23 protein-coding genes and 1 pseudogene are annotated in these 26,652 nt (G+C 40.5%); 18 read left to right on the top strand and 6 right to left on the bottom strand.

Features of this window, described 5'->3' with window-relative positions; all coding sequences use genetic code 11:
• Positions 1–63 precede the first annotated feature (63 nt).
• The 6 genes from A3EO_RS0104150 to A3EO_RS0104125 form a co-directional block, all read right to left on the bottom strand.
• A complete protein-coding gene (locus tag A3EO_RS0104150; protein WP_018346135.1) occupies positions 64–1,551 on the bottom strand; it encodes a UxaA family hydrolase in 1,488 nt (495 codons plus the stop codon).
• Between the two features lie 8 nt (positions 1,552–1,559).
• On the bottom strand, positions 1,560–3,011 hold the full coding sequence (locus A3EO_RS0104145) for a tagaturonate reductase (protein WP_018346134.1): 1,452 nt from the start codon (positions 3,009–3,011) through the stop codon (positions 1,560–1,562).
• Positions 3,012–3,027: 16 nt separating this feature from the next.
• Complete coding sequence (locus tag A3EO_RS0104140) at positions 3,028–4,320, bottom strand: TRAP transporter large permease (protein WP_018346133.1); 1,293 nt, start codon at positions 4,318–4,320, stop codon at positions 3,028–3,030.
• Positions 4,317–4,811 carry a TRAP transporter small permease gene (locus A3EO_RS0104135; RefSeq protein ID WP_018346132.1) on the bottom strand — a complete coding sequence of 165 codons (495 nt, stop codon included), beginning with the start codon at positions 4,809–4,811 and terminating at the stop codon, positions 4,317–4,319. Before A3EO_RS0104135 ends, A3EO_RS0104140 begins: the two co-directional genes overlap by 4 nt.
• A 54-nt stretch (positions 4,812–4,865) precedes the next feature.
• Complete coding sequence (locus tag A3EO_RS0104130; RefSeq protein ID WP_018346131.1) at positions 4,866–5,852, bottom strand: C4-dicarboxylate TRAP transporter substrate-binding protein; 987 nt, start codon at positions 5,850–5,852, stop codon at positions 4,866–4,868.
• A 112-nt stretch (positions 5,853–5,964) separates the two neighbouring features.
• Complete coding sequence (locus A3EO_RS0104125; RefSeq protein WP_018346130.1) at positions 5,965–6,972, bottom strand: zinc-binding alcohol dehydrogenase family protein; 1,008 nt, start codon at positions 6,970–6,972, stop codon at positions 5,965–5,967.
• A gap of 146 nt (positions 6,973–7,118) precedes the next feature.
• Here A3EO_RS0104125 and A3EO_RS0104120 point away from each other — a divergent pair, with 146 nt between their 5' ends.
• The 18 genes and pseudogenes from A3EO_RS0104120 to A3EO_RS0104035 form a co-directional block, all read left to right on the top strand.
• A complete protein-coding gene (locus tag A3EO_RS0104120; protein WP_018346129.1) occupies positions 7,119–8,030 on the top strand; it encodes a GntR family transcriptional regulator in 912 nt (303 codons plus the stop codon).
• A gap of 229 nt (positions 8,031–8,259) precedes the next feature.
• Positions 8,260–8,718: a division/cell wall cluster transcriptional repressor MraZ gene (mraZ, locus tag A3EO_RS0104115; RefSeq protein WP_013745303.1), complete on the top strand. Its 459-nt coding sequence runs from the start codon at positions 8,260–8,262 to the stop codon at positions 8,716–8,718.
• Between the two features lie 12 nt (positions 8,719–8,730).
• Positions 8,731–9,696, top strand: coding sequence for a 16S rRNA (cytosine(1402)-N(4))-methyltransferase RsmH (gene rsmH, locus A3EO_RS0104110; RefSeq protein WP_018346128.1), 966 nt, complete (start codon positions 8,731–8,733; stop codon positions 9,694–9,696).
• Positions 9,693–10,013, top strand: a complete 321-nt coding sequence (ftsL, locus tag A3EO_RS0104105; protein WP_013745301.1) for a cell division protein FtsL — start codon at positions 9,693–9,695, stop codon at positions 10,011–10,013. The genes rsmH and ftsL overlap by 4 nt, the downstream gene beginning before the upstream one ends.
• A gap of 20 nt (positions 10,014–10,033) precedes the next feature.
• Complete coding sequence (gene ftsI, locus A3EO_RS0104100) at positions 10,034–11,809, top strand: peptidoglycan glycosyltransferase FtsI (protein WP_018346127.1); 1,776 nt, start codon at positions 10,034–10,036, stop codon at positions 11,807–11,809.
• Between the two features lie 11 nt (positions 11,810–11,820).
• Positions 11,821–13,287, top strand: a complete 1,467-nt coding sequence (murE, locus tag A3EO_RS0104095) for a UDP-N-acetylmuramoyl-L-alanyl-D-glutamate--2,6-diaminopimelate ligase (RefSeq protein WP_018346126.1) — start codon at positions 11,821–11,823, stop codon at positions 13,285–13,287.
• A 12-nt stretch (positions 13,288–13,299) separates the two neighbouring features.
• The gene (gene murF / locus A3EO_RS0104090) at positions 13,300–14,694 is read left to right on the top strand and encodes a UDP-N-acetylmuramoyl-tripeptide--D-alanyl-D-alanine ligase (RefSeq protein WP_018346125.1); all 1,395 of its coding nucleotides are present in this window, start codon (positions 13,300–13,302) and stop codon (positions 14,692–14,694) included.
• Complete coding sequence (gene mraY, locus A3EO_RS0104085; protein WP_013745297.1) at positions 14,688–15,770, top strand: phospho-N-acetylmuramoyl-pentapeptide-transferase; 1,083 nt, start codon at positions 14,688–14,690, stop codon at positions 15,768–15,770. Before murF ends, mraY begins: the two co-directional genes overlap by 7 nt.
• 18 nt (positions 15,771–15,788) lie before the next feature.
• Positions 15,789–17,111 (top strand): UDP-N-acetylmuramoyl-L-alanine--D-glutamate ligase, encoded by a 1,323-nt coding sequence (murD, locus tag A3EO_RS0104080; RefSeq protein ID WP_018346124.1) that lies wholly within the window; start codon positions 15,789–15,791, stop codon positions 17,109–17,111.
• Between the two features lie 13 nt (positions 17,112–17,124).
• Complete coding sequence (ftsW, locus tag A3EO_RS0104075; protein WP_013745295.1) at positions 17,125–18,300, top strand: putative lipid II flippase FtsW; 1,176 nt, start codon at positions 17,125–17,127, stop codon at positions 18,298–18,300.
• 9 nt (positions 18,301–18,309) lie between these two features.
• Entirely contained in the window at positions 18,310–19,359 is a 1,050-nt protein-coding gene (gene murG, locus A3EO_RS0104070) for an undecaprenyldiphospho-muramoylpentapeptide beta-N-acetylglucosaminyltransferase (RefSeq protein WP_018346123.1), read from the top strand.
• A gap of 9 nt (positions 19,360–19,368) precedes the next feature.
• The gene (gene murC, locus A3EO_RS0104065; RefSeq protein WP_013745293.1) at positions 19,369–20,811 is read left to right on the top strand and encodes a UDP-N-acetylmuramate--L-alanine ligase; all 1,443 of its coding nucleotides are present in this window, start codon (positions 19,369–19,371) and stop codon (positions 20,809–20,811) included.
• The gene (locus A3EO_RS0104060; RefSeq protein ID WP_018346122.1) at positions 20,811–21,746 is read left to right on the top strand and encodes a D-alanine--D-alanine ligase; all 936 of its coding nucleotides are present in this window, start codon (positions 20,811–20,813) and stop codon (positions 21,744–21,746) included. Before murC ends, A3EO_RS0104060 begins: the two co-directional genes overlap by 1 nt.
• Complete coding sequence (locus A3EO_RS0104055; RefSeq protein ID WP_013745291.1) at positions 21,743–22,573, top strand: cell division protein FtsQ/DivIB; 831 nt, start codon at positions 21,743–21,745, stop codon at positions 22,571–22,573. Before A3EO_RS0104060 ends, A3EO_RS0104055 begins: the two co-directional genes overlap by 4 nt.
• Positions 22,574–22,575: 2 nt before the next feature.
• Entirely contained in the window at positions 22,576–23,877 is a 1,302-nt protein-coding gene (ftsA, locus tag A3EO_RS0104050) for a cell division protein FtsA (RefSeq protein ID WP_013745290.1), read from the top strand.
• 258 nt (positions 23,878–24,135) lie between these two features.
• Positions 24,136–25,350, top strand: coding sequence for a cell division protein FtsZ (gene ftsZ, locus A3EO_RS0104045; protein ID WP_018346121.1), 1,215 nt, complete (start codon positions 24,136–24,138; stop codon positions 25,348–25,350).
• A 55-nt stretch (positions 25,351–25,405) separates the two neighbouring features.
• Positions 25,406–26,323 (top strand): UDP-3-O-acyl-N-acetylglucosamine deacetylase, encoded by a 918-nt coding sequence (lpxC, locus tag A3EO_RS0104040; RefSeq protein WP_026210996.1) that lies wholly within the window; start codon positions 25,406–25,408, stop codon positions 26,321–26,323.
• Positions 26,324–26,447: 124 nt separating this feature from the next.
• Positions 26,448–26,652 (top strand): annotated as a pseudogene (locus A3EO_RS0104035) (IS5/IS1182 family transposase); the annotation flags it as partial.

Raw genomic sequence — 26,652 nt, 5'->3', positions numbered from 1 at the left:
GGCATAACTTACACAAAATGTAGGTTATGCCGTTTTTGTATCGGGTTGTTTGTGAAATATCTTTTACAAGGTTACGCCACTCTTAAAGATTGCTAACTCTCTGAATTGATTGATTTCGTTTTTAGTCGGTTTGCCGTTCACGATTTCAACCACATTGTTGATAAAATCGTCCAATAACTGGCTCATATCAACATCTTCAACTAAACGTCCGGCATTGAAGTCGATCCAGTTGCGTTTGCGTTGAGCTAATTCACTGTTAGTAGCAATTTTCATTGTTGGTACAAAGCCGCCGTATGGTGTGCCGCGACCGGTGGTGAACAACACCATATGACAGCCGGCGGCAGCTAACGCACTGGTGGCAACCGCATCGTTCCCCGGCGCCGTTAATAGATTTAAACCGGCTTTGCAGAGGCGTTCACCATATTTCAACACATCGACCACTTGGCTATGACCGGCTTTTTGGGTGCAGCCGAGCGATTTATCTTCCAATGTGGTAATGCCACCTGATTTATTGCCCGGAGAAGGATTTTCATAAATCGGTTGATGATGGGAGATAAAATAGTGTTTAAAGCCGTTTACCATTGCAACCGTTTTATCGAAAGTTTGTTGATCGCGGCAGTGGCTCATCAAAATGCGTTCTGCACCAAACATTTCCGGCACTTCAGTCAATACGGTTGTTCCACCGTGAGCAGTTAAGTAATCAGAAAAGTTGCCTAACAAAGGGTTGGCAGTAATACCGGACAAACCATCAGAACCGCCACATTCTAAACCGAATTTCACTTCGCTTAATTTCCCTGCTTGGCGGCGATCATTGCGCATTTGTTGATAGAGTTGCTGCAATAATTCCAATCCGGCTTCGACCTCATCTTCAAAATGTTGAGATACCATAAATTTAACACGTTGCGGATCGTAATCACCTAAAGTTTCCCGAAATGCATCAATTTGGTTATTTTCACATCCAAGACCGATCACCAATACTGCACCGGCGTTAGGATGTTTAACCATATTTTGTAACATTACTTTGGTGTTTTGGTGATCATCGCCAAGTTGCGAACAACCATAACTGTGAGAAAAAGTGAATACACCATCAATGTCATCTGCCGAATTTTGTTGTAAAAATTGTTGGCGAATTTGATTAGCAATGCCGACCACACAGCCGACAGTCGGGATAATCCAGAGTTCGTTACGGATAGCAACATCACCATTGGCACGGCGATAGATCTGCACTTCACGATCTGCTTCATTAATGTTAATCGCCGGAAAATTCGGTTGATAGCTATAGTCATTAATATCGCTTAAATTGGTTTTCACATTATGCGTATGCACATAATCACCGCTTGCAATGTCACAGGTAGCGTGTCCAATGGGATAACCATATTTGATAATGTTTTCCTGTGCGGCAATATCTTTTACCGCAAATTTATGCCCACGAGGAATATCCTGTTTTAGGATGATTTCCTTATCTGCAAGATGAATAACAGTGCCTGCGCTTAAATTTTGTAGCGCAACGGCAACATTATCCTGAGCTTGAATTTGAATAAACTGCTTCATAATCGCTCCTAACAATATTGTGATAATGCGTTACGCATTCCTTTTGCGAGAATAGCATCCAATTTTTCGGTAACATCATCCACTAAGTCAGGAAGTTGAGTTAAATCCTGTTGCCAATGTTCGGTTTGGCTCAAGACATTTTGTACTAACTGTTTAGTGGAGAGCGTTTGTTGCTGCCATTGTTGCCACCAATCTGCAAAATGATCCAACCAAATTTGATCATCCTTCAATGGAATAGCTTGTTGATTTCGTTTACCGCGATAAAAAGCAATCAACGCCGCTAAAGCGAAGGTTAAACGCACCGGTAATTTTTGATATTTTTGCTGATAAGCCAATAATTGCGGCAAAATACGCGTGCGGTATTTAGTCATACTGTTAAGCGAAATTGATAACAGTGCGTGCTGAATAAACGGATTTTGGAAACGTCCGATGACCGCATCGGCAAAATGTTGCAACTCGTCTTGTGGCAATGAGAGCACCGGTATAATTTCTTGCGCTAAAGTATCGATCACAAATTGGCGTAGTTGTTGATCCTGCATTGCATCACCGACATAATCCACGCCGGCAAGGTATGCAACCGGAACTAATGATGTATGCGCACCGTTTAAAATGGCGACCTTGCGTTCTTTATAAGGTTTGATGTCATCCACAACCAAGATATTTAATTTGAGTTGATCCTGACGGAACAATTTTTCTAAAGATTTCGGACCTTGAATGACAAACAGATAAAAATATTCGGCGGTATCTAAGAATTGATCCTGATAACCGAGTTCGTCAGTAAGTTGTTCCACTTCATTACGAGGATAACCGGTCACAATACGATCGACCAAAGTGGAGCAGAACGTATTCGCCTGTTCTAGCCAATCGATAAATTGAGCTGGTAGTTGCCATTCTTGGGCATAACGAAGTACCAGACGTTTTAATTCTACGCCGTTATAATCGATTAATTCACACGGCAATAAAATAAAACCTTGGCTCTTGTCGCCATTGACAACCTTGAAGCGTTCATAGAGAAGTTGCGTTAGTTTTGCCGGATAACTTAGTGCCGGGCGATCGGTTAATTTATCACCTTCGTGATAGCTAATGCCGGCTTCAGTGGTATTAGAAAAAATTACTTTAATATCAAGGTTATGTGCTAAATTAAGGTAATCATCAAATTGTTGATAAGGGTTAATTTCATTATTAACTGAACGAATAATCCGCGCCTGTTTTACCGCTTCACCTTTTTCATTTAAACCACGAATAATAGTGGTATAAAGTCCGTCTTGGGTGTTTAATGACGGCGGAAAATCGGTATTAATCGGACGCACAATGGTTACACCGCTATTAAAATCAGTTTTTTCATTTAATAAATCAATTTGCCAATCAATAAAAGCACGTAAGAAATTGCCTTCACCAAATTGAATGATTTTTGTTGGATATTGATTTCCCGGAAAGTTTGTACGGTTGAGTTGTTTCATAATTTATTGTCCTTCATTAATTTGCAATTCCATAAACAAGGTTTGGTAACCAAATGCTGATAGATGGAATATAAGTCAGTAGTATTAATTCAAAGATGAGTAGCCCCCAAAAAGGAATGACATCTTTAATAAATTTTTCGATTGGTACTTCTGTGATGGAACAAGTAGTAAACATTACTGTGCCCAATGGCGGTGTGATGGTTCCGATTGCCCCATTGAAAATAAACACGATGCCGAAATGAATAGGATCTATGGCATATGAATTGGCGATTGGTGCAAGTAACGGTGCAAGCACGATCATAATGGCATTGCCTTCAAGAAACATACCTAAAATCAGTAATGAAATATTAACTAGCATAAGGAATGTAATTGGGCTATCAACAACAGTTGTCATCCATTGAGCCAATGCTTGAGGAACACGTTCCCAAGTTAAGAATTTAGAGAAGGCAACAGCCATACAAATAATTAATAAGACATTGGCTGCGCCTAAAGCTGATTCTCTTGTTGCCAACCAAAGTTGTTTTATATCCATATTTCTATAGATTAAAGTTCCTAAAATAATGGCATAAATGACGGCAACAGCACCTGCTTCGGTAGGCGTAAAAACGCCCATTCTAATACCACCAATAATGATGATTGGTAATAATAATGCGAGAACAGCATCTTTAGCGGAGAGTGCAATTTCTTTGCAGCTTGCTCTTTTTTCCCTAATTGGTAAATACCCTCTTTTTTTAGAAATGATTGAGACCAAAATCATCATCATAATGCAGAGTAATGTTCCTGGGATAATGCCGGCTAAGAATAATCTGCCAATAGATACATTATTCACATAGCCGTAAATAATCATTGCAATACCTGGTGGAATAATCGGAGTGATTAGTGAACCAGCTGCGGTAACAGCGGCAGAAAATGAAGCACTATAACCACGAGCGACCATTTGTGGCACTAACAGTTTTGAATTCATCGCGGCATCGGCAATATTTGAACCAGATAGACCACCCATTAATGTACTTAATGCCACATTAACTTGAGCTAATCCACCATTCATATGTCCGGTTAGAACTTCACAAAATTTTAGTAATCTTGCACTAATACCGGTGTGATTCATAAAAACACCTGCCATAATAAAGAATGGTATTGCCAATAAAGTGACAGACTCTAAACCTCCGGCTAAACGTTGAATAAGCATAATCATTGGTAGATCACTCATCAAAAAATAGCAGAGTGTGGAAATGAAAATACAAAATGCAACAGGAGTTCCTATAACAAAAAGAATTAACAAAATTGTAATAGGGATAACTACGCTCATAATTTACTCCTATGATTAATTCTGAAGTAATAGACAATCTTTCTGATCTCGTAATAAAGCATAAAGCAGGCACTAATTGGAATAATGGCATAAATAGCGAGATAAGAAATATGTAGTGTTGGTGTAAAACGCACCTTGGACATTGGTAATAATTTGAATCCTAAATAGATCATAAAAACTAACGCAAAGATCATAATGCAAGGCTGTATAACGCCATCGATAAAGTTTGCTATTTTGTGAGGAAGTTTGCTTAACAGGAAATCAATGCGAATAAGTTCATTATTTTTACATAAGGCACTTGATGCTAAAAATGTAAACCAAATAAAGAAAACAACACACATTTCTTCTACCCAGGCACTAGGCGAATTGAGAAAATAGCGCATAATAACGCCGTAGCCTGAAAGTAGAACGATTAATGCTAAGAAAAATGATGCGAGGATTTCATCAATATCACTAAGCCAAAATTTCTTTTGTTGGGGTTGTTGATTCATAAATCCCTCCAAAGTTAAAGAACGGCGTGAAGGACACGCCGTGTATCAAAGTTATTAATAAGTTTCTAATTGAGCTTGGATATTTTTATATAAGTTAGGAGTCCACTCAGGGAATGCTTCTTGTATTTTGCTTCTCACAGTATCGGAAAATGCTTTGATATCCACTTGGTTAATTTTCACTCCTGCTTTGCGAAGGTTTTCGATTGCTTCTTTCTCTGCGGTTTGTACTTGATTGGCTCCAAAAACAACCATCTCGTTACCTGAATCAATAATAATTTTTTGTTGTTCCGGGGTTAGTGTATCCCAAAACGCAGTTCCCACTACAAAAGGAGACATATGGGTTGAATGTGCGGTGAGATTTAGATTTTTTGCAACTTCAAAAAATTTGCCACCATAAAGTACGGCTGGTGGATTTTCTAATCCATCAATAATTCCTTCAGACAAACCAGGGTAAACATCTGATAGTGACATAGGAGTAGGTACTCCACCCATAGCTTTTATTGTTTGTAAAGGTACTCTAGAATGCTGAACTCTTATTTTCATACCTTTCAAATCTTCCGGTTTAGTAACCGGTTTTTTAGTCAATAGATGACGAGTTCCATAGATGACATCTGGGATAACGATATGAATATTTTGTTTATCTAATTGCTCACTAAGTCCTTTAAACCAATCGGAGTGTAGAAGTTTAGATTTTTTCTCAAAAGATTGAGATAAGTACGGAGCATTGATAACACCTAAGTCAGGAACGATATCCATTAATGCTCCATAGTCACTAATGGTAATAATATTAGCTCCAAAACGAGCTTGTTCTAACACTTCTGTTTCGCTCCCAAGTTGGCTAGAAGGGAATAATTTAAAGATAATGTCGCCATTAGATTTTTCTTTAACTTTATCAGCCCAGAAATGCATTGCTTTATCAATCGGTTCACCCGGTTGGTTACCATAAGCAATCATAATTTCTGTAGCAGAGAAAGCATTAACAGAAAGGGTAAATAGTCCTAAAGATAGTAGGGTTGTTAATGGTTTTTTGAATAAACGCATAATTTTCCTCACTTAGTTTGGGTGGTTTGTGAACTTTGGTGTTGGTAGATCCAAACTGAATCTAACAACATAATGTGATAAAAATAGCTAATTTATGATTTTTATCTGTTTTTTATTTATAAGTGACAACACTTTTTATTAACGCTTTATTGTTTACTACTTGCTCTTCAAAAACTTCTGCAAGCTGATCAAACTTAAACGTATGAGTTAGCATCATTGAGGCACTTAATTTTCCTTGCGCCATAAGTGATTGTACTTTTTCAAAATCTTTTGGAGTGGCATTGCGACTTCCTAAAAGGGTAGTTTCTTTTTTATGGAAATCAGGATCGTGGATGGAGAAATCTCCTTTAAATAAACCGACAAAAACAATTCTGCCACCGTGGCGGATGAGATTTACATCATTATTCATTGCCTTTTGATTACCAGTGGCATCAATGACAATAAGAGGTAATTTCCCGTTAAAGAAGTTTTCCACTTTTTCATCAATTGGATTAAAGGCTGGAAGTTTAAGCTGTGTTTTAATATGTTTTCTTCTTTCAGCACTGGTATCAGCAATAGCGACATTTGCTCCATCAGCAGCAGCGATTGCAGCAGCACCAAGACCAATTGGACCAGCACCAACAATTAAAACATCGTCTCCGGCTTTAATTTCTGCACGACGTACTGCATGAGCACTGATAGCAAAGGGTTCTATTAATGCAGCGGTAATATCATCAACCTGATCATCTACAGCCAGTATATTTTTGGCAGGTGCAGCAAGATATTCTTTAAATGCACCGTCTTCGTGAACACCAATAACAGAAATTTTTTCACAGCAGTTTGTTCTTCCACTGCGACAAGCATCGCATTCACCACAAGAAATATAAGGAATCAAGGCTACTCTTTGACCAATTTTCCATTGAGATACTTTTGCTCCGATTTCAGTAATAATGCCACTAGCTTCGTGTCCTAAAATACGTGGATAACTAAAAAATGGTTGGTTTCCTCCAAATGCATGAATATCAGTTCCACAAATGCCTACAGCAGTAACTTTAAGCAAGACTTGATCTTCTTTAATTGTAGGCACGGAGAGTTGTTCATATGAAAATTCAAAAGGTTTATTACAAACTAAAGCTTTCATTTTTAATCCTTATTTTACTTATTGAAAATTAACTACATAGCTATTATTTGCGCTTTACAAAAGAATTTCAGAATTTAGTTGTAGTAATGTGAATGGCAAAATGTTTTAATGTTTTTTATATGTTTTTTATGAAAAGAGGATAGAAAATGAGTAGAGACTTTGAACTAAGAAATGAAGTTGCTAATCAGGTAATGGATGCTATTTCTGCAAAAGTATTGGATTCACCTTTACCTTCACAAGTGATTCTTGCTTCTTTATATAACGTTAGTAGAACAACAATCCGTTCTGTTTTATCTGAATTATTGAAAAAAGGTATTTTAGTGAAACAGAATGAAAATTATGTTGTATGCCGGGAACCGAAAGAAAAAGATAAATTTACTTTGTTAAAAACAAAGCAAAATGATCCGAAATCTCTTAAAAAAATTGAATCCTACTTTCAAGAAATTGTGAGAACAAAAGTGATTAAACCTGGAGATAAAATTTCAGAGTTATGGTTAGCTAAAAATGCAAATGTTGATATTTTTTCAGTTAGAGCATATCTCATACAATTTTCCAGATTTAATCTTATTAAAAATTTAGGTAGGGGAGAGTGGCAATTGGTCGCATTTACGCCTCATTATGCCGATAAATTATTTGAATTAAGAGAAATGTTGGAGTGCCACGCTTTAAATTGCTTTATGAACTTGCCTCAATCAGATGTGAGATGGAGTCAAATGAGAATGTTGCTACAAGAACATAGAGTTCTTCGAGAACATATTTCGGAACAATTTACTGATTTTGCCAAATTGGATCATCAATTTCATTCGATTATTTTATCTGCTGCGGATAACCCCTTTATTAATGATTTTATTGAGCTGATTTCTATAATTTTTAACTTTCATTATCAATGGGATAACAGAGATTTAAAAACAAGAAATATTTTAGCAGTTGAAGAACATTTAGCCGTTTTAGTGAAGATTGTCAGTCAAGACGACTTGGGAGCGATCACAGAACTAAAACGCCATTTAAATACTGCTAAAAAATCTTTGATGAATAGTATCAGATTAGTACATCAGTGATATCTGAACTGGGGTTAATGAAAGAAAAGCATTATCAAATTGATATTGAAATAGCTCATTCAGCAGATAATGAGATTTTTCTTTTCCGACACCCCCAAAATTCTTTGTAAAGATTGAACTAATCGCTTGCAATCAGGGTTTTCAAAGCATAGACTTAGCGGGAAGTGGTAAATTGTGGTAAATAGTGGTAATAAATTCTCTTTTTCGGTTCATTTTATAGGTAACGAGTATGTTTCGAGGCGCATCGTTGATTAATCTTGATGCAAAGGGGCGTTTGGCGATCCCGACTCGTTATCGTGCAGAATTACAGGAAAAAGAGCAGGGACAATTAATTTGTACTGCCGATATTCGTCAACCTTGCCTTTTACTTTATCCTCTCTCTGAATGGGAAATTATTGAGCAGAAATTACTGCAATTACCGAATTTTGATGAAACTGGACGACGTTTACAACGTGTTATGTTGGGATATGCAACAGAATGCGAGTTGGATAAGACCGGTCGTATCTTGCTTAGTCCCGCATTAAGACAACATGCCGCCCTAGAAAAAGAAATTATGCTGGTCGGTCAGCTTAACAAATTTGAGATTTGGCAAGCCGACAGATGGCAGCAGCAAATCGAACAAGACATTCAAATTGGTAGCAGTGGTACGATGGCAACGTCTGAAGAGTTAAAAACTTTGTTTTTATAAGTGAATTTTTATATGGAACAAGTCACCTATTCAGATCCTTCACACTTTACTGTTTTATTGAATGAAGCAGTGGATGGTTTAGCAATCAAGCCGAACGGTATTTATATTGACGGTACTTTCGGTCGTGGCGGTCATTCTCGTCGTATTCTCTCCTTGTTAGGCGAACACGGTCGCTTGATTGCGATTGATCGTGATCCGCAGGCTATCGCCGCTGCGCAATCCATTCAGGATCCTCGTTTTTCCATAGAACACCACAACTTTTCAGAAATTAATGAAATTTGCGAAAAATATCAGCTAATCGGCAAAATTGACGGCATTTTGTTGGATTTAGGTGTTTCTTCGCCACAGCTTGATCAAGCGGCACGCGGCTTCAGTTTTATGCAGGATGGGCCTTTAGATATGCGTATGGATACGACAAAAGGGCTTTCCGCAGCACAATGGTTACAACAGGTTTCGGAAAGTGATCTTGCTTGGGTGTTAAAAACATTCGGTGAAGAGCGTTTTGCGAAACGTATTGCGAGAAATATTGTTCAATTCAATCAACAAGCCAAATTAAACGGTACAGAACCACTTACCCGCACCCTTCAGTTGGCACAATTAATTGCACAATCTATTCCGGTTAAAGAGAAACATAAACATCCGGCAACCCGGAGTTTTCAGGCAATTCGTATTTTTATTAATAGCGAATTGGAGGAGTTAGAGAAAATTTTAACGGCAGCCATTGAGGTGTTAGCACCGCAAGGGCGCTTATCAATTATTAGTTTCCATTCGTTAGAAGATCGTTTGGTCAAACGTTTTATGAAAAAGCAGAGCAAAGGTGACGATATTCCAAGAGGCTTGCCGTTGACAGAAGATCAAATTGAACGCAATCAAAAATTGAAGATTATCGGTAAAGCAATTATGCCAAGTGAACAGGAAATTGCTGTCAATAGCCGTTCTCGAAGTGCGGTATTACGTGTTGCAGAGAGGTTATTATGATTTTTAATCGTTATGATCGTTATCCGTTATGGCGAATTATTGTGGATGATATTTTCCAAGCCAATAAAACGGTGATGCTGTTGTTGATTGCGTTATTGATTAGCGCAGTGTCGACCATTTGGGTAACGCATTTAACCCGTTTGGCGATCAGCGAAAAGAATCAGTTACAGACTGAATATCAGGCATTGCAAAGTGAAGCACTTAATTTGCGTTTGGAAGATAGTGCATTGAGTGATCGCACACGTATTGAGGGAATTGCAAAACAGTTGGGAATGCAATCTACGCAAGATGATCAGGAAGTGTTAATTATTGAATAATTAGAGGACAGTAAATAATAATGGCAAAGGTGAAAAAAAAATCTTCTAGTTATAGTCAGAACTCAAGCAGTTTTGTGAAGGGCAGATACTGGTCTACCATCGTTATTGTCTTGGCTCTATTAGCAGCATTGGTGGCAAGAGCAGCCTATGTGCAGTTGGTGCAGTCAGATGTCTTAATTTCCGAAGCAAATAAACGTTCACTCCGTACTGAACAAATTCCTTATATCCGTGGTGATATTTTAGATCGTAACGGTGAGTTGCTTTCTGTCAGTGTGGAAAACTATTCCGTTATTGCCGATCCGAAAGAGATTTTCAGCAAAAACTCATTAATGGAGAAAGATCGTTGGCAGCGTTTATCTGAAGCGTTAAATACTTCATTGAACGGGCTGATTTCACGTTTAAATAAAAATCCTAAATCTCGATTTGTCTATTTAGATCGTCAAATTTCACCGACTATTGCCAATTACATTCGTGAATTGAAAATTACCGGCGTTTCTTTGCAGAAAGAGTATCGCCGTTTTTATCCGACCGTTGAGGAGTCTGCTCAATTATTGGGTTATACCGATATTGACGGTCAGGGAATCGAGGGCATTGAGAAGAGTTTTAACGCATTATTGACCGGAAAATCAGGTTCTAAAACCTATCGCAAAGATAAATCCGGTAATGTGATTGAAAATATTTCCACTACACAAAAATATGATGCGCACGATGTTACTTTAAGCATCGATAAACATTTGCAATCAATGGTGTTCCGTGAAATCAAAAAGGCGGTTGCAGAAAATAAAGCGGAGTCAGGCACGGCGGTGTTGGTCAGTATCAGTACCGGCGAAATTTTGGCGATGGCGACTGCACCTTCGTATAACCCGAACAATATTTTAGGATCACAGGCGGAAATGCGCCGTAATCGTGCGATTACCGATACTTTTGAGCCGGGTTCAACTGTGAAACCGTTTGTGGTTTTAACCGCATTGACGCAAAAAATTGTGTCGCCGGATACCATTGTTAACACTAAACCGTTTGTAGTGAACGGACATACCATTCGAGATGTTGCGCCGAGAAATGAGCTTTCGATTACCGGTATTTTGCAAAAATCAAGTAACGTCGGGGTGAGCCGTTTATCGTTACAGATGCCGATTTCAGTCTTGATGAATACCTATCACAAAGCTGGTTTTGGTATGCCGACCAATTTAGGCTTAGTGGGTGAGCAATCCGGAACATTGCCATACAATCGCAAGCGTTGGGCAGATATTGAACGTGCAACTGTGGCATATGGTTATGGTTTAACTGTTACCCCGCTACAACTGGCACGCGCTTATGTCACTTTAGGCAGTTTCGGTTTATATCGTCCGTTATCCATTACCAAAGTGGATCCGCCGGTTATCGGTGAACGTATTTATTCAGAAAAAGTGACGCGTGAAGTGGTACATATGATGGAAAGTGTGGCTTTGCCTGGCGGTGGTGGTATTGCTGCGGCAGTGCCGGGTTATCGCGTTGCAATTAAAACCGGTACAGCGAAAAAATTGGAAAATGGTCGCTATGTTGATAAATATATTGCTTATACTGCTGGGGTAGCGCCGGCTAGTGATCCGCAATTTGCATTGGTCATTTTGATCAATAATCCGACCGCTGGTAAATATTATGGTGGTTCGATTTCGGCACCGGTGTTCTCAAAAATTATGGGACACACTTTAAGAGTGAAGAATATTAAGCCGGACGGCATTGAAGGTGAAACCAAGAGTGCGAAACGCATTGTGCATATCGATTCACTTAAGACAGAAAATCAACGCCATAATTAAGGATAAAGACGATGCAGCGATTAAATCAATATTTTGCGATTTCATTACCGGAACAGCCGTTGAACCACTTGCAGTTGGATAGCAGAGCAGTTCAGTCAGGCGATGTTTTTATCGGGCTAATCGGGCATCAGCTTGACGGCAGAAAATTTGCAGCACAGGCAGTTGCCGCCGGTGCAGCTGTTGTTATTTTAGAAAGCGAAGATCCGCAAGATCAGGCACGAACTGAATGGCACGACAATATCCCTTTCATTTATGTTTATCGGCTTGCTCATCAATTATCTTCCTTAGCAGGTGCTTTTTATCATCATCCTTCACAAAAGGTCACGTTAGTAGGCGTTACCGGCACCAATGGTAAAACCACAGTTGCCAATTTATTAACGCAATGGACACATTTGTTAGGCAAAAAAAGTGCGGTAATGGGGACGATCGGTAACGGCTTTTATCAGCAGGTCAAAGCGGCGACCAACACCACCGGCTCAGCTGTGGAAATTCAGCGTAATTTGGCAGAGTTTGTGGCGCATCAAGCTGATTTTGTAGCAATGGAAGTTTCTTCTCACGGTTTAGTGCAACATAGAGTAGACGCATTGCAGTTTGCGGCAGCAGTATTTACTAATTTAAGTCGGGATCATCTGGATTATCATCACACTATGCAGGCTTATGCCGATGCCAAGAAAATGTTATTTACCGAGTTTAATGTGCCGAATCGTATTATTAATGCGGATGATGAAGTCGGTAAACAGTGGTTGCAACAAATGGATGATGCGATTGAAGTGAGTCTGCAAAGTGATTTTCAGCCACAGCATAAACGTTGGTTAAAAGCGACAAATTTGGTTTATCACCAACAAGGAGTAACAATCACTGTTGATTCAAGTTGGGGCAAAGCCGTTTTTCATTCGCAATTAATTGGCGAATTTAATGTCTGTAATTTGTTGCTGGCAACGGCAACGTTGTTGTCGTTAGGGTATTCGCTTTCTTGCTTGAGCGACAGTGTCAATCAGTTGCAAGGTGTTTGCGGCAGAATGGAATGCTTTACTGCAGAAGGCAGACCGACTGCTATTGTAGATTATGCGCATACGCCGGATGCTTTGGATAAAGCGTTGCGTGCGGCACGTTTACATTGTGATGGACAGTTATGGTGTGTTTTCGGTTGTGGCGGTGATCGTGACAAAGGCAAAAGACCGCAAATGGCAAAAATTGCCGAACAGCTTGCCGATCATATTGTGATTACCGATGACAATCCACGTACTGAAGATGCAGCAGCAATTATTAATGATATTGTGCAGGGTCTAGACTTTCCAAATAACGCTACTATAATTCACCAGCGGAAACAGGCTTTGGTTTATGCTTTTGCCTGTGCCAACGCCAATGATGTGATTCTTGTTGCCGGAAAAGGTCACGAAGATTATCAAATTATCGGGCATACTAAGCATCATTTTTCTGATCGTGAAATCGTTTCTCAATTATTAAATTTTACATAGATAGCATAACGAATGATAAAAGTGAGTTTTGCTGCTTTAAGTGAGTTGTTGTCAGCGAAAGAGGTGAACCCGCCTTCGGCTGAGCTTGAAGTGGATAAGGTAACAACAGATAGCCGCACAGATTGTTGCGGCAGTGTTTTCTTTGCTTTACGCGGAGAAAGTTTTGATGCACACCGTTTTTTGGCGCAAGTATCGCAACAGGGTGCAAAAATTTTGGTAGTTGAACAGGCTGATCCGGCTGTTTCGGTGCCTCAGTTGGTGGTTGCCGATACCAAAAAAGCGTTAGGACAGCTGGCGTTGTGGGTGCGTCAACAGGTCAATCCGAAAGTGGCAGCGATGACCGGATCGTCCGGTAAAACTACGGTCAAAGAGATGACAGCGGCGATTCTGCAACAAACAGCAAAAAATGCCGATGAGGTGTTGTTTACTGCCGGTAATTTTAATAATGATATCGGTGTGCCGTTGACATTATTAAGATTAACTGATCAACACCGTTTTGCTGTGATTGAATTGGGTGCAAATCACGCCGGTGAAATTGCGTATACCACGCAATTAGCCAGACCGGATGTGGCATTAGTGAATAATGTTGCGCCGGCGCATTTAGCCGGTTTTGGCTCGCTACAAGGTGTTGCAAAAGCAAAAGGCGAAATTTATCAAGGTTTAACTGAAAATGGCATTGCGGTTATCAATCAAGACTGCAACTATTTGCCAATGTGGCAACAAAATATTGCGCAACATCCAATCAAGCGTTTTTCTCTTACTCATTCTGAAGCCGATATTTATGCGAGAGCGATTCAACACACAAATATCGGTTTTTCATTTGTGCTTTGTACGCCACAAGGCGAGATTGAGATCGAATTGCCTTATTTAGGGTTACATAATGTCAGCAATGCCTTGGCAGCCGCATCATTGGCGATCGCTTTAGGCGCAACTTTGGATGATGTAAAAAAAGGTTTGGCATTAGGAAAACGGGTGAAAGGGCGTTTATTCCCGATTGAAGTCAATTCTCAACTCACTTTGCTTGATGATACCTACAACGCCAATGTTGATTCATTAAAAGCGGCAATTTCTGTGTTGCACTCCGCACCGCAGCAAGTGAAAGTGTTAGTCGTCGGGGATATGGCAGAATTGGGAGAGAGTACGGAACAATGTCATCAGCAGGTGGCAGAGGCGGCATTGAATGCAAACTTGGATCAGGTGATGAGCTTTGGTCAATATAGTCGCGTGATTAGTCAAACTTGTGGTGGCAAACATTATCAGGATAAGGCGGAATTAATTGCCGATTTACAGCAGTATGCGGCGCAACAAATGAAAGCCGGAAAAACAATTTCAATATTAGTTAAAGGATCTCGTTCTATGAAAATGGAACAAGTGATTGATTCATTTAAAGGTTTTGAACAATGTTAGTTTGGGTTAGTGAGTTTTTAGTTCGATATCACACATTTTTTAATGTTTTTTCATATATTACCGTACGCGCTATTTTGGCGTTATTGACCGCCTTATTATTCTGTTTGTGGATCGGGCCGAAAGTGATTCGTAAACTACAGTTATTGCAAATCGGTCAGGTGGTGCGTAATGATGGACCGGAAAGCCACTTTAGCAAACGTGGTACACCGACAATGGGCGGCATTATGATTTTGGCTTCCATTGGTGTCAGCACCTTGTTGTGGGCGAGCTTGGATAACCCTTATGTCTGGTTTGTGCTGTTTGTGTTGTTTGGTTATGGTGCGGTCGGTTTTGTCGACGATTATCGTAAAGTTGTGCGTAAAAATACGGATGGTTTGATCGCTCGCTGGAAATATTTTTGGCTTTCGGTGATTGCCTTTGTGGCAGTAATCGGGATGTACCTGCTCGGTAAAGATAGCAATGCCACATTGTTGGTTGTGCCGTTCTTTAAAGAGATTATGCCGCAACTCGGGTTGTTCTATATCGTGTTATCCTATTTTGTGATTGTCGGTACCAGTAATGCTGTGAATTTGACGGATGGATTGGACGGTTTGGCGATTATGCCGACCGTGTTGGTATCAGCCGCATTTGCTTTAATTGCGTGGGCGACCGGTAACGTGAATTTCGCTGATTATTTGCATATTCCATACATTAAATACAGTGCAGAATTGGTGGTGGTTTGTACTGCAATGGTCGGTGCGGGATTAGGTTTCCTTTGGTTCAATACTTATCCGGCACAGGTTTTTATGGGAGATGTCGGTTCGCTCTCATTAGGTGGTGCAATTGGTACAATCGCGGTATTGGTGCGTCAAGAGTTTCTGTTAGTTATTATGGGCGGCGTATTTGTTATTGAAACTTTATCGGTTATTTTGCAGGTGGGTTCTTATAAATTAAGAAAACAGCGTATTTTCCGTATGGCTCCAATTCATCACCATTTTGAATTGAAAGGGTGGCCGGAACCTCGTGTTATCGTGCGTTTCTGGATCGTTTCTTTAATTTTGGTGTTACTCGGCTTAGTAACATTGAAGCTACGTTAACTGTGGTTGGAGGCGAAAATGGCAAATCAATATAACTATACAGGCAAAACAGTAACAGTAGTGGGATTAGGAAAAACCGGATTATCCTGTGTTTCTTATTTCGCAGATAAAAAAGTGAATTTACAGGTGATTGACACCCGAGAAAAACCGGCAGGTTTGGATCAATTGCCGGCAGACATTGCCGTACATACCGGCGGTTTAAATCAGGAATGGCTGTTGCAGAGTGATTTGATTGTGTTAAGTCCGGGCATTTCACTAAAAACACCGGAAATTCGCAAAGCGAGTGAAAAGGGTGTTGAAATTGTTGGCGATATTGAACTTTTCTGTCGTGAAGCGGATGCGCCGATTGTGGCAATTACCGGTTCTAACGGTAAAAGTACCGTTACTACCTTAGTTTATGAAATGGCGAAAGCGGCAGATTTAAATGTTGGTATCGGTGGCAATATCGGCATTCCGGCATTATCGTTGCTAGGCAAAGGTTGCCAGTTATATGTGCTTGAATTATCAAGTTTTCAATTAGAAACCACTTACAGTTTGAATGCGGCGGCAGCAACCATTTTAAATATTTCTGAAGATCATATGAACCGTTATGATGATATGGAAGAGTATCGTCAGGCGAAATTACGCATTTATCGTCACGCAGAAACGATAGTGGTTAATAATGAAGATCGGGCAACTTATCCGGATTATCGTGAACCGCAACATCGTTTGTTGAGTTTTGCGGAAAAACACGCCGATTATTATTTACAGGAGATGTGGGGGCATACTTATTTAGCAACCGACAGCCGTTTGTTGTTGGATGTTGAGAAAATGAAATTGATTGGTCGTCATAATTATATGAATGCGTTGGCGGCGATTGCCTTAGCTCAAGCGGTCAAAATTCCACAGCAAGGCATTATTGATGCGCTGCAATCTTTTGCCGGTCTGGATCATCGTTTTCAAACGGTACATTATGAAAACGGTGTGCGTTGGGTGAATGACTCTAAAGCGACCAATGTAGGCAGTACTGAAGCAGCATTGAACGGTTTGCAGGTGGCAGGTAATTTATATCTATTATTGGGCGGTGACGGCAAAAAAGCGGATTTCAGCGATCTTAAACCATTAATCAATAAACCGAATATTTTCTGTTATTGCTTCGGTCAAGATAAATTGCCGTTGGCAGAGTTATCATCACAAAGTGTGGTGGTGGACACTATGGAGCAAGCGATTGAGCAGATTAGACCGAAATTAAAAGCCGGCGATATGGTACTGCTTTCCCCAGCTTGTGCGAGTTTGGATCAATTCCCGAATTTTGAAGTGCGTGGACAAGAGTTTGCACGTCTGGCAAAACAGTCAAATTGAGAGATAGAAGCGGATGTTGTCGAAGTTTAAAAACTGGTTTGATCGTTGGGGAAGAATTACGCCACACTCTTCTCTTTATGATCGTGCGCTATTTTTGCTATTTATCATTTTATTGTTTATCGGTTTTGTTGCAGTAACCACCGCCTCTTTTCCGGTGGCGGCAAAACTTTATGACGATCCGCTCTATTTTACGATTCGTGATGCGGTTTATATTGTTACCGGTTTAGCCTGTTTCTTTTTTGTGTTGCAGATTCCGACCGAAAAGTGGGAAAAATGGAGTCATTGGCTTTATTTGTTGGCATTGTTGTCGCTGATTGTGGTGCTGATTGTCGGTAGAAATATCAATGGTGCAACGCGTTGGATTTCGCTCGGTTTTGTTAATTTCCAACCGGCGGAATTAGCGAAATTAGCATTAATTTGCTATTTATCCAGTTTTTTTGTGCGTAAATATGATGCTGTTTTGACAAAAAAGCTAATCTTCGGGCGCCCTACTTTAGTTTGCGGCATTTTAATTATTTTCCTGCTTTGCCAACCGGACTTAGGAAGTAGCGTTGTCTTGTTTGTGATCACTTTCGGTATGTTGTTTGTGGTCGGCGCAAAACTGTTCCAGTTTGTATTATTAATAGGAATGGGGGCCGGCGCGATTATGTTCTTAATTCTGATTTCGCCTTATCGAATGAAGCGTGTGACTTCCTATTTGGATCCGTTTGCCGATGCTTTCGGTTCAGGTTACCAGTTGTCAAATTCATTAATGGCGTTCGGTAACGGTGAGTTTTGGGGGCAAGGTTTAGGTAATTCGGTATTAAAATTGGAGTATTTGCCGGAAGCACATACCGACTTTGTTATGGCGATTATTGGTGAAGAGTTCGGTTTTGTCGGTATTTTGCTGATTATTATTCTGCTGTCAGCTTTGGTATTCAGAGCATTTAAGATCGCGAAGGAATCCTTAAAACTTGAAGCCCGTTTCCGTGGTTTTTTTGCCTTTGGTATCGGTTTTTGGATTTTTTTCCAGGGTTTTGTCAATTTGGGCGTAACTATCGGTTTATTACCGACCAAAGGATTGACCTTCCCATTAATTAGTTATGGGGGTTCAAGTTTAATTATTATGTGTGTCGCGATGGGGATTTTATTGCGAATTGATCACGAAAATAGAATGGCAACAGGGCACGCACATTTACGAGATGATTAAGAGAGTATTATGACGAAAAAATTACTGGTTATGGCAGGTGGCACCGGCGGACACGTTTTTCCTGCGATTGCAGTTGCTAATGTATTGCAACAACAAGGGTGGCAGGTTGAATGGCTTGGTACGAAAGATCGTATGGAAGCACAGCTTGTGCCGAAACACGGCATTGCTATTCATTTTATTGAAATTTCCGGATTGCGCGGTAAAGGTATAAAAGCATTATTAGCGGCACCGTTTAAAATTTTACGGGCGATATTGCAGGCGAGAAAAATTATTAAAACTTATCAGCCGGATGCCGTTTTAGGAATGGGTGGTTATGTTTCCGGTCCGGGCGGTGTAGCGGCAAAATTGGCAGGGGTGCCGATTATTTTACACGAACAGAATGCGGTTGCCGGTTTGACAAATAAATGGCTGGCAAAAATTGCAACACGTGTGTTGCAAGCTTTCCCGACCGCTTTTGCTGATGCCGAAGTGGTCGGCAATCCGGTGCGTGCCGATCTTTTTGCGTTGCCGACACCGCAACAACGTTTCAGTCAGCGAGAAGGGGCGTTGCGTATTTTGGTTGTCGGAGGCAGTCAAGGCGCAAGAGTCTTGAATCTATTAATGCCGAAAGTGGCAGCACAATTAACAAAAGATGTGGTCATTCGACATCAAGCAGGGAAAGGTAACAGTGAAGCAATAAAAGCGTTGTATCCGCAAAATATTAAGGTGAATGTTTCTGATTTTATTGATGATATGGCGGCAGCTTATGCGTGGGCTGATGTGGTGATTTGTCGTTCCGGTGCACTAACCGTGTGTGAAATCGCCGCTGCCGGCGTGCCGGCGATTTTTGTGCCGTTCCAACATAAAGATCAACAACAGTATCTTAATGCACGTTATTTAGCAGATGCCGGTGCGGCGGAAATTATCCAACAAGCCGAGTTAACTCCTGAACGGGTGGTTGAATTTTTGCAAAAATGGGAGCGTCCAACTTTGTTGGCTATGGCAGAAAAAGCACAATCCAAAGCAGCGCCGACGGCAGCACAGCGAGTGGCGGAAACGATTATTTCAGTGACTAATTAAGAGAGCAGTATGGAAGATAAGATTAAACAGAATTTTCAACATCAGGTGCGTATGGTTGTGCCTGAAATGCGCCGCGTGAAGCAGATCCATTTTGTCGGAATTGGTGGCGCCGGAATGAGCGGCATTGCCGAAGTATTGCTAAATGAAGGTTATCAAATCACCGGTTCGGATATTCAAGAAAATGCGGTAACTTTGCAGTTGGCGGAAATGGGCGCAAAAATTTTTTTACAGCATAGTGCCGATAACATTGCCGGCGCAAGTGTTGTTGTGGTTTCCAGTGCGATTAAGCCGGATAATCCGGAAGTGATTGCTGCGCGTGAAGCCAGAATTCCGGTTATTCAACGCGCCCAGATGTTGGCGGAAATTATGCGTTTTCGTCACGGCATTGCGGTGGCAGGTACGCACGGTAAAACCACTACAACTGCGATGATAGCGATGATTTATGCGCAGGCGAAATTAGATCCGACCTTTGTTAACGGTGGCTTGGTGAAATCTGCCGGTACCAATGCGCACTTGGGTTTAAGCCGTTATCTGATTGCAGAGGCGGATGAAAGCGATGCCTCTTTCTTGCATTTACAGCCGATGGTTGCGGTGGTAACCAATATTGAACCGGATCATATGGATACTTATCACGGTAATTTTGAAGAGATGAAACAGACTTATATCAATTTCTTACATAATTTACCGTTTTATGGTTTAGCGGTGTTGTGTGCGGATGATCCTGTGCTACAGACGCTATTGCCGAAGGTTGGTCGCCAAGTGATTACTTATGGTTTTAGCGACAAAGCGGATTATCGCATTGAAGATTATAGCCAAACCGGTTTTCAAGGGCATTACACCGTGATTTGTCCGGATGGGCAAAGAATGGAAATTCTGCTGAATGTGCCGGGCAAACATAATGCTTTAAATGCAACTGCGGCATTGGCAGTGGCAAAAGAGGAAGGTATTGATGATGAATCTATTTTAGCCGCATTAGCAGACTTCCAAGGTGCCGGTCGCCGTTTCGATCAGTTAGGCTCTTTTATTCGCCCTAACGGTAAGGTGATGTTAATTGATGATTATGGCCATCATCCGACCGAAGTCAATGTGACTATTCAGGCGGCACGTCACGGCTGGGAAAATAAACGAATTGTGATGATTTTCCAACCACACCGTTACAGCAGAACACGAGATCTGTTTGATGATTTTGTGCAAGTGTTATCGCAAGTTGATGTATTGATTATGTTGGATGTTTATCCGGCAGGGGAAGCGCCAATTGCCGGTGCGGACAGCCGTTCTCTTTGTCGTTCAATTCGTAACTTGGGTAAGATTGATCCGATTTTCTTGGCAGATCCGGAACAGTTGCCGGAAATTATGGATCAAGTGTTGCAAGATGGAGATTTAATTTTAGCGCAGGGAGCAGGAAGTGTGAGCAAGCTATCTCGTCGCCTTGTGGAGTTATGGAGTAAATAATGGATATTGAACAATTAAAACAACAAAAAATAGCGGTATTATTGGGTGGAACTTCGGCAGAACGTGAAGTGTCATTAAATTCGGGGGCAGCGGTATTAAAAGCATTGCAGGACGAAGATTTCACGGATGTGCACGCTATCGACCCAAAAGAGTTTCCGGTGGAAGATTTAAAAAAACAGGGCTTCCAACGCGTATTTAATATTCTACACGGGCGCGGCGGTGAAGATGGTTCTTTGCAAGGGTTATTGGAACAATTAGGTATTCCTTACACCGGTTGTGGCGTGATGTCATCTGCATTAACAATGGATAAAATGCGCACCAAATTGTTATGGAAGGCGGTTGGTTTGCCGGTTGCCGAGATGGTGGTGATTACTAAAGAAACACGTTCTCAACTTGATGCGCAAGCAGTGGTAGCTAAATTAGGCTTACCATTAATGGTGAAACCATCATTGGAAGGTTCCAGTGTCGGTTTAACCAAAGTGAAAAAAGTGGAAGAGTTAGCGGCAGCGGTGGATACTGCCTTGATGCACGATGATACGGTATTGATCGAAGAGTGGCTTGCCGGACAGGAATTTTCGGTACCGGTTTTGGGCGGTAAAGTGTTGCCTTCTATTTTAATTAAACCGGCAGGTGAATTTTATGATTATGATGCTAAATATCTTCTCGACAGCACACAATATTTCTGCCCATCAGGTTTAAGTGAAGAGCGTGAAAATGAATTGAGAAGTTTAGTGAAACAGGCCTATGATATTGTCGGTTGCCGCGGTTGGAGCCGCATTGATGTTATGACTGATGCGCAAGGGCGTTTCCGTTTGGTGGAAGTGAATACCAATCCGGGTATGACAAGCCACAGTTTATTCCCAATGGCGGCAAAAGTTGTCGGTTATAGTTTCTCTCAATTAGTAGTAAAAATTTTGGAGTTAAGTGCTGAATGAGAAATCGCACAAAATATTCTCGCTCCGTTTATTACCGAGAACCTAATGAGAAAAAGCGCATATCTCAAGTTGATTTAAAGACTTGGATCAAGTTTTTTTTATTTTTGTTTATCATTGGTCTTGGTTATTACAGTTACTCACATCGCATCGAATTATTTGAAAAATTGGATCCGAAGCCGATTAGTTCATTTAATTTGGTGGGTAAGACACAATTTACTACAAATGATGATGTGCGTGAAATGTTGAAAAAATATGCGGAAAGTCATCAGGGATTAAGAGGATATTTTGCTCAAGATGTCGAATCTATTGAAAAGATGTTTGAATCGCTTTCGTGGATTAAGACTATTTCCATTCGTAAAATATGGCCGGCGCAATTAAATATTAATGTGGTGGAATATGTTCCGGTTGCTAAGTGGAATCAGGTCAATTATTTAACGGCTGACGGGACAATTTTTAGCTTGCCGAAAGAAAAAATTAATGATGAAAAATTGCCGAATTTATCCGGTCCGGATTTTCAAGGAATAAATGTATTAAAAACTTGGTATGAATTAGGCAAAATTTTGCAAGGAAAGAATATTAATTTAAAAATTGTCAGCATTGATGACCGCGGCTCGTGGAACGTAACTTTATCTAATGATATTATATTGAAGCTTGGGCGAGGCGAATGGAAAGAGAAAATTGATCGTTTTTTAACGATTTATCCACAAATAGAAATTCCTGAAAATAAAAAAATCGCTTATATTGATTTAAGATACAATACAGGCGCAGCAGTAAGTTTTACTGACGCGCCTGAAAATACAACGGCACAAGATATATTAAGTGAATAATTATGGCTAAGATTGATGAACCCCAAATAATAGTCGGCTTGGAAATCGGAACTTCCAAAGTCATTGCGGTTGTCGGTGAGTTATTGCCGGACGGTGTGGTAAATGTTATCGGTGTAGGTAGCTGTCCTTCAAAAGGAATAGATAAAGGTAGCATTACTGATTTAGAAGCAGTAGTAAATTCTATTCAGCGTGCAATTGAAGCGGCGGAATCGGTTGCGGATTTGAAATTAATCGCACGAGTGACATTAGCTATTACTGGGGAACATATTCAAAGCCTGAATGAAAGTGGTTTCGTGCCTTTGTCGGGTGAGGTTACGCAGGCAGATATTGATGAGTCAATGCATATTGCCAGCTCAGTGAAAGTCGGCGATGGTTTAACCGTACTTCACGTTATTCCGCAAGAGTTTTCTGTTGACCGTCAGATGAATATTAAAAATCCATTAGGATTGCAAGGTGTTCGACTAACCGCACAAGCCCATTTGATCGCTTGCCATCAGGATTGGTTGATTAATTTGCGTAAAGCAGTAGAGCGCAGCGGATTAATTGTTGATCAAATCGTCTTTTCCGGATTGGCTTCCAGTTATTCGGTATTGAGTGAAGAGGAAAAAGAGCTTGGCGTTTGTTTGATAGATATTGGTGCCGGCACAATGGATATTCTTGTCTTTACTGATGGTGCATTGCGTTACAGTAAAGTTATTCCTTATGCCGGTAATCGTGTAACCGATGATGTGGCACAAGGAATTTACACTTCGCGCAGCAATGCCGAAAACATTAAAGTAAATTATGGCAGTGCAGTGCTGTTATCTGCGTCAGAAAAGCGCACATCTCCGGATAAACTGATTGAAGTGCAAGGCATTGGCGGACGCCCACCAAGAGGTTTAACCAGAGAGGATTTATCTATTATTACTTCAGCACGTTATAGAGAGTTGTTGGGAATGGTAGATAAAGAGTTACGGCAGTTAAAACAGGAGCTAAAAAATAATAATGTGGCTTCAGATTTGATTGCCGGTGTTGTGTTGACCGGTGGTGGTGCATTGATTGACGGCATTTTGGATTGTGCTACCGAAGTGTTTGGGCAACAGGTTCAGGTGAAAATCGGAACACCGTTGAATATTACCGGTCTAACTGATTATGTGGATAAACCGCAATATGCTACAGTGTTGGGATTATTGCAATATACTTACTACAATGGTGAATCTCAACAGCCGCTTAAAACAAAAGGTATAGGCAAAGAGTTATCAAAAACAAATAAAGTTGCAGGTTTCTTGAAGAAATTTATTGATAAAGTGAAGTCTGAGTTTTGATGTATAACGTTCGGTCATTAATTTAAAAAAGGAGAAGAATGACGTGTTTATTGGTGATATTAACCACAAGAGTAATAAAGTAAGTGATATCAGTATGCAATATTATGAAATGATTAGCGTAAGATAGGCAAAATAGCCTGTTAGTGGTTATAAAATAGCACTAAAATAAAGTTTACGTTTTGATATTATTGATTTTTGGCATACAATAAACAGAATAACAAATCGTTTTAAATGGTTATATAAAAGAGAGAAACAATTATGTTAATTGAGCCTATTATTGATGAAACCACAGCGGATGCGGTCATCAAAGTCATTGGCGTCGGTGGTGGCGGCGGTAATGCCTTAAACCATATGGTGCAGGATGAATTCAAAGGTGTTGAATTTTTTTCCGTAAATACGGATGCGCAAGCATTGCGTAAAAGTTTAGCACAGCAAACTATTCAAATCGGTGCAGAAATTACTAAAGGTTTAGGTGCTGGCGCAAAACCGGAAGTAGGGCGCCAAGCAGCGGAAGAAGACCGTGAAGCATTACGTAGTATGCTTGAAGGTGCGGATATGGTGTTCATCGCAGCCGGTATGGGTGGTGGTACAGGAACAGGTGCCGCTCCGATTATTGCAGAAGTGGCAAAAGAGTTGGGTATTTTAACTGTTGCTGTAGTCACTAAACCGTTTAAATTTGAAGGTAAGAAAAGAATGCAATTTGCTGAATCTGGTATTCAGGAGTTAGCCAAATATGTCGATTCTTTAATTACTATTCCAAATGACAAACTATTAAAGGTTTTGGGTAAAAACATCTCTTTCCTTGAAGCGTTGGCAGCTGCGAATGACGTGTTGCGTAATGCAGTGCGAGGTATTTCCGATATTATTACTTCTCCGGGCTTTATCAATGTGGACTTCGCCGACGTGAAAACAGTAATGTCGGAAATGGGTTACGCTATGATGGGAACCGGTATTGCGATCGGGGAAGTGGGTGATGGACGTGCTGAAAAAGCCGCTCAGGATGCAATTGCCAGCCCATTATTGGAAGATATTGATATCTCCGGTGCAAAAGGGGTATTGGTTAATATTACCACTAGCGGATTTAATTTCGGATTAGGTGAATTTGAAGCAGTCGGTGAAACTATCCACGCATTTGCTGCAGAAGATGCAACTGTTGTTATTGGTACCAGTGTCAATCCGGAACTTCCGGAAGATGAATTACGAGTTACCATCGTTGCAACAGGAATCGGTGGCAGAGTGAAAGATGAATCACAGATTAAGATTGTTTCAAATAATACGCAAGCACAAGATGCAAAAGCAAAACAGTTTGCTTATAATATGCCGCCTCTTGGCGAAGCGACTCGTCCGGATCAGTTTGGTGCGAGAACAGACTCAACCGTCACTTCAACGAGCGGTAATGCAGTGAAAAAACCGGCATTAGATGAGTCCAAATTATTTGATCTACCAACATTCTTGCGTGATAACGCAAATTAAATAAACAATGAAAAGTTTCAATGTGCCGCAAGGTGCATTGATAACTGGAGTAATTATGATTAAACAAAGAACGCTTAAACAAAGCATAAAAGTAACAGGTATTGGTCTTCACAGCGGTAAGAAAGTGACACTCACTTTGCGTCCTGCACCGGTAAATACAGGTGTAATTTACTGCCGTACAGATTTGCCTGAAGTAGTCACTTTTACTGCAGATCCTAATATGATCCGCGATACTATGCTTTGTACTTGTATGATCAACGATGACGGCGTGCGTATTTCAACTGTTGAACATTTGAATTCTGCATTAGCCGGATTGGGTATCGATAATATTATTATCGAAGTTGATGCACCGGAAATTCCAATTATGGATGGCAGTGCAAGCCCATTCGTCTATCTGTTATTAGATGCCGGCATTGAAGAGCAAGATGCAGCGAAGAAATTTATTCGTATCAAGAAACCTATTCGTGTTGAAGATGGCGATAAATGGGCAGAATTTAAACCTTATGACGGTTTTAAATTAGATTTCACCATTGATTTCAAACATCCGGCAATCGGTAAAGATGTTGCTCATTACCAGTTGGATTTTTCAACAAAAGCATTTATTCAACAAATCAGTCGTGCAAGAACATTCGGTTTTATGCGTGATATTGAATACTTGCAAGCGAACGGTTTAGCTTTGGGCGGTAGTTTGGATAACGCGATTGTGTTGGATGATTATCGTATTCTTAACGAAGAAGGTTTACGTTTTAAAGATGAATTGGTTCGTCATAAATTACTTGATGCCATCGGTGATCTTTATATGGCAGGACACAATATCATCGGGGAATTTACTGCGTTTAAATCAGGACACGGTTTGAACAATAAATTGATTCGTGCCGTGTTGGCTGATCAGGAAGCGTGGGAATTGGTATCTTTCGATGAAAAAGAACACGCAACACAAGGTTATTTAGCACCAAATCAAGTGTTGATTTAAAACGATATATTAAGTTTCTCTCTATAAAAAACGCACCGAAAGGTGCGTTTCAGACTGCTGACAAACCTCTAGACATACCTCTAGAGGTTTGATCTAATAGGCATATCGAAAAAAGGAAATGCCTATGCTCAAAAATACACCCTCACTCCAATATGAAATCGAGATGATAAGTCTCGAACAACTCGTTCCAAAAGACCNCCTTGTCCGTAAAGTCGCGAAAGCCATCGATTTTGACTTCATTCGTGATGAAGTTGCTCATCTCTATTGCCATGACAACGGTCGCCCCGCAGTTGACCCAGTTCGCTTGTTCAAAATCATGTTACTCGGCT

Origin of the sequence: Gallibacterium anatis DSM 16844 = F 149 (assembly GCF_000379785.1) — a bacterium.
Classification (GTDB): domain Bacteria; phylum Pseudomonadota; class Gammaproteobacteria; order Enterobacterales; family Pasteurellaceae; genus Gallibacterium; species Gallibacterium anatis.
This window is presented reverse-complemented; position numbering and strand designations above follow the sequence as displayed.

Coding starts and splice junctions, on each gene's coding strand:
- A3EO_RS0104150 (WP_018346135.1), bottom strand. CDS start 1,551: ATGAAGCAGTTTATTCAAATTCAAGCTCAGGATAATGTTGCCGTTGCG.
- A3EO_RS0104145 (WP_018346134.1), bottom strand. CDS start 3,011: ATGAAACAACTCAACCGTACAAACTTTCCGGGAAATCAATATCCAACA.
- A3EO_RS0104140 (WP_018346133.1), bottom strand. CDS start 4,320: ATGAGCGTAGTTATCCCTATTACAATTTTGTTAATTCTTTTTGTTATA.
- A3EO_RS0104135 (WP_018346132.1), bottom strand. CDS start 4,811: ATGAATCAACAACCCCAACAAAAGAAATTTTGGCTTAGTGATATTGAT.
- A3EO_RS0104130 (WP_018346131.1), bottom strand. CDS start 5,852: ATGCGTTTATTCAAAAAACCATTAACAACCCTACTATCTTTAGGACTA.
- A3EO_RS0104125 (WP_018346130.1), bottom strand. CDS start 6,972: ATGAAAGCTTTAGTTTGTAATAAACCTTTTGAATTTTCATATGAACAA.
- A3EO_RS0104120 (WP_018346129.1), top strand. CDS start 7,119: ATGAGTAGAGACTTTGAACTAAGAAATGAAGTTGCTAATCAGGTAATG.
- mraZ (WP_013745303.1), top strand. CDS start 8,260: ATGTTTCGAGGCGCATCGTTGATTAATCTTGATGCAAAGGGGCGTTTG.
- rsmH (WP_018346128.1), top strand. CDS start 8,731: ATGGAACAAGTCACCTATTCAGATCCTTCACACTTTACTGTTTTATTG.
- ftsL (WP_013745301.1), top strand. CDS start 9,693: ATGATTTTTAATCGTTATGATCGTTATCCGTTATGGCGAATTATTGTG.
- ftsI (WP_018346127.1), top strand. CDS start 10,034: ATGGCAAAGGTGAAAAAAAAATCTTCTAGTTATAGTCAGAACTCAAGC.
- murE (WP_018346126.1), top strand. CDS start 11,821: ATGCAGCGATTAAATCAATATTTTGCGATTTCATTACCGGAACAGCCG.
- murF (WP_018346125.1), top strand. CDS start 13,300: ATGATAAAAGTGAGTTTTGCTGCTTTAAGTGAGTTGTTGTCAGCGAAA.
- mraY (WP_013745297.1), top strand. CDS start 14,688: ATGTTAGTTTGGGTTAGTGAGTTTTTAGTTCGATATCACACATTTTTT.
- murD (WP_018346124.1), top strand. CDS start 15,789: ATGGCAAATCAATATAACTATACAGGCAAAACAGTAACAGTAGTGGGA.
- ftsW (WP_013745295.1), top strand. CDS start 17,125: ATGTTGTCGAAGTTTAAAAACTGGTTTGATCGTTGGGGAAGAATTACG.
- murG (WP_018346123.1), top strand. CDS start 18,310: ATGACGAAAAAATTACTGGTTATGGCAGGTGGCACCGGCGGACACGTT.
- murC (WP_013745293.1), top strand. CDS start 19,369: ATGGAAGATAAGATTAAACAGAATTTTCAACATCAGGTGCGTATGGTT.
- A3EO_RS0104060 (WP_018346122.1), top strand. CDS start 20,811: ATGGATATTGAACAATTAAAACAACAAAAAATAGCGGTATTATTGGGT.
- A3EO_RS0104055 (WP_013745291.1), top strand. CDS start 21,743: ATGAGAAATCGCACAAAATATTCTCGCTCCGTTTATTACCGAGAACCT.
- ftsA (WP_013745290.1), top strand. CDS start 22,576: ATGGCTAAGATTGATGAACCCCAAATAATAGTCGGCTTGGAAATCGGA.
- ftsZ (WP_018346121.1), top strand. CDS start 24,136: ATGTTAATTGAGCCTATTATTGATGAAACCACAGCGGATGCGGTCATC.
- lpxC (WP_026210996.1), top strand. CDS start 25,406: ATGATTAAACAAAGAACGCTTAAACAAAGCATAAAAGTAACAGGTATT.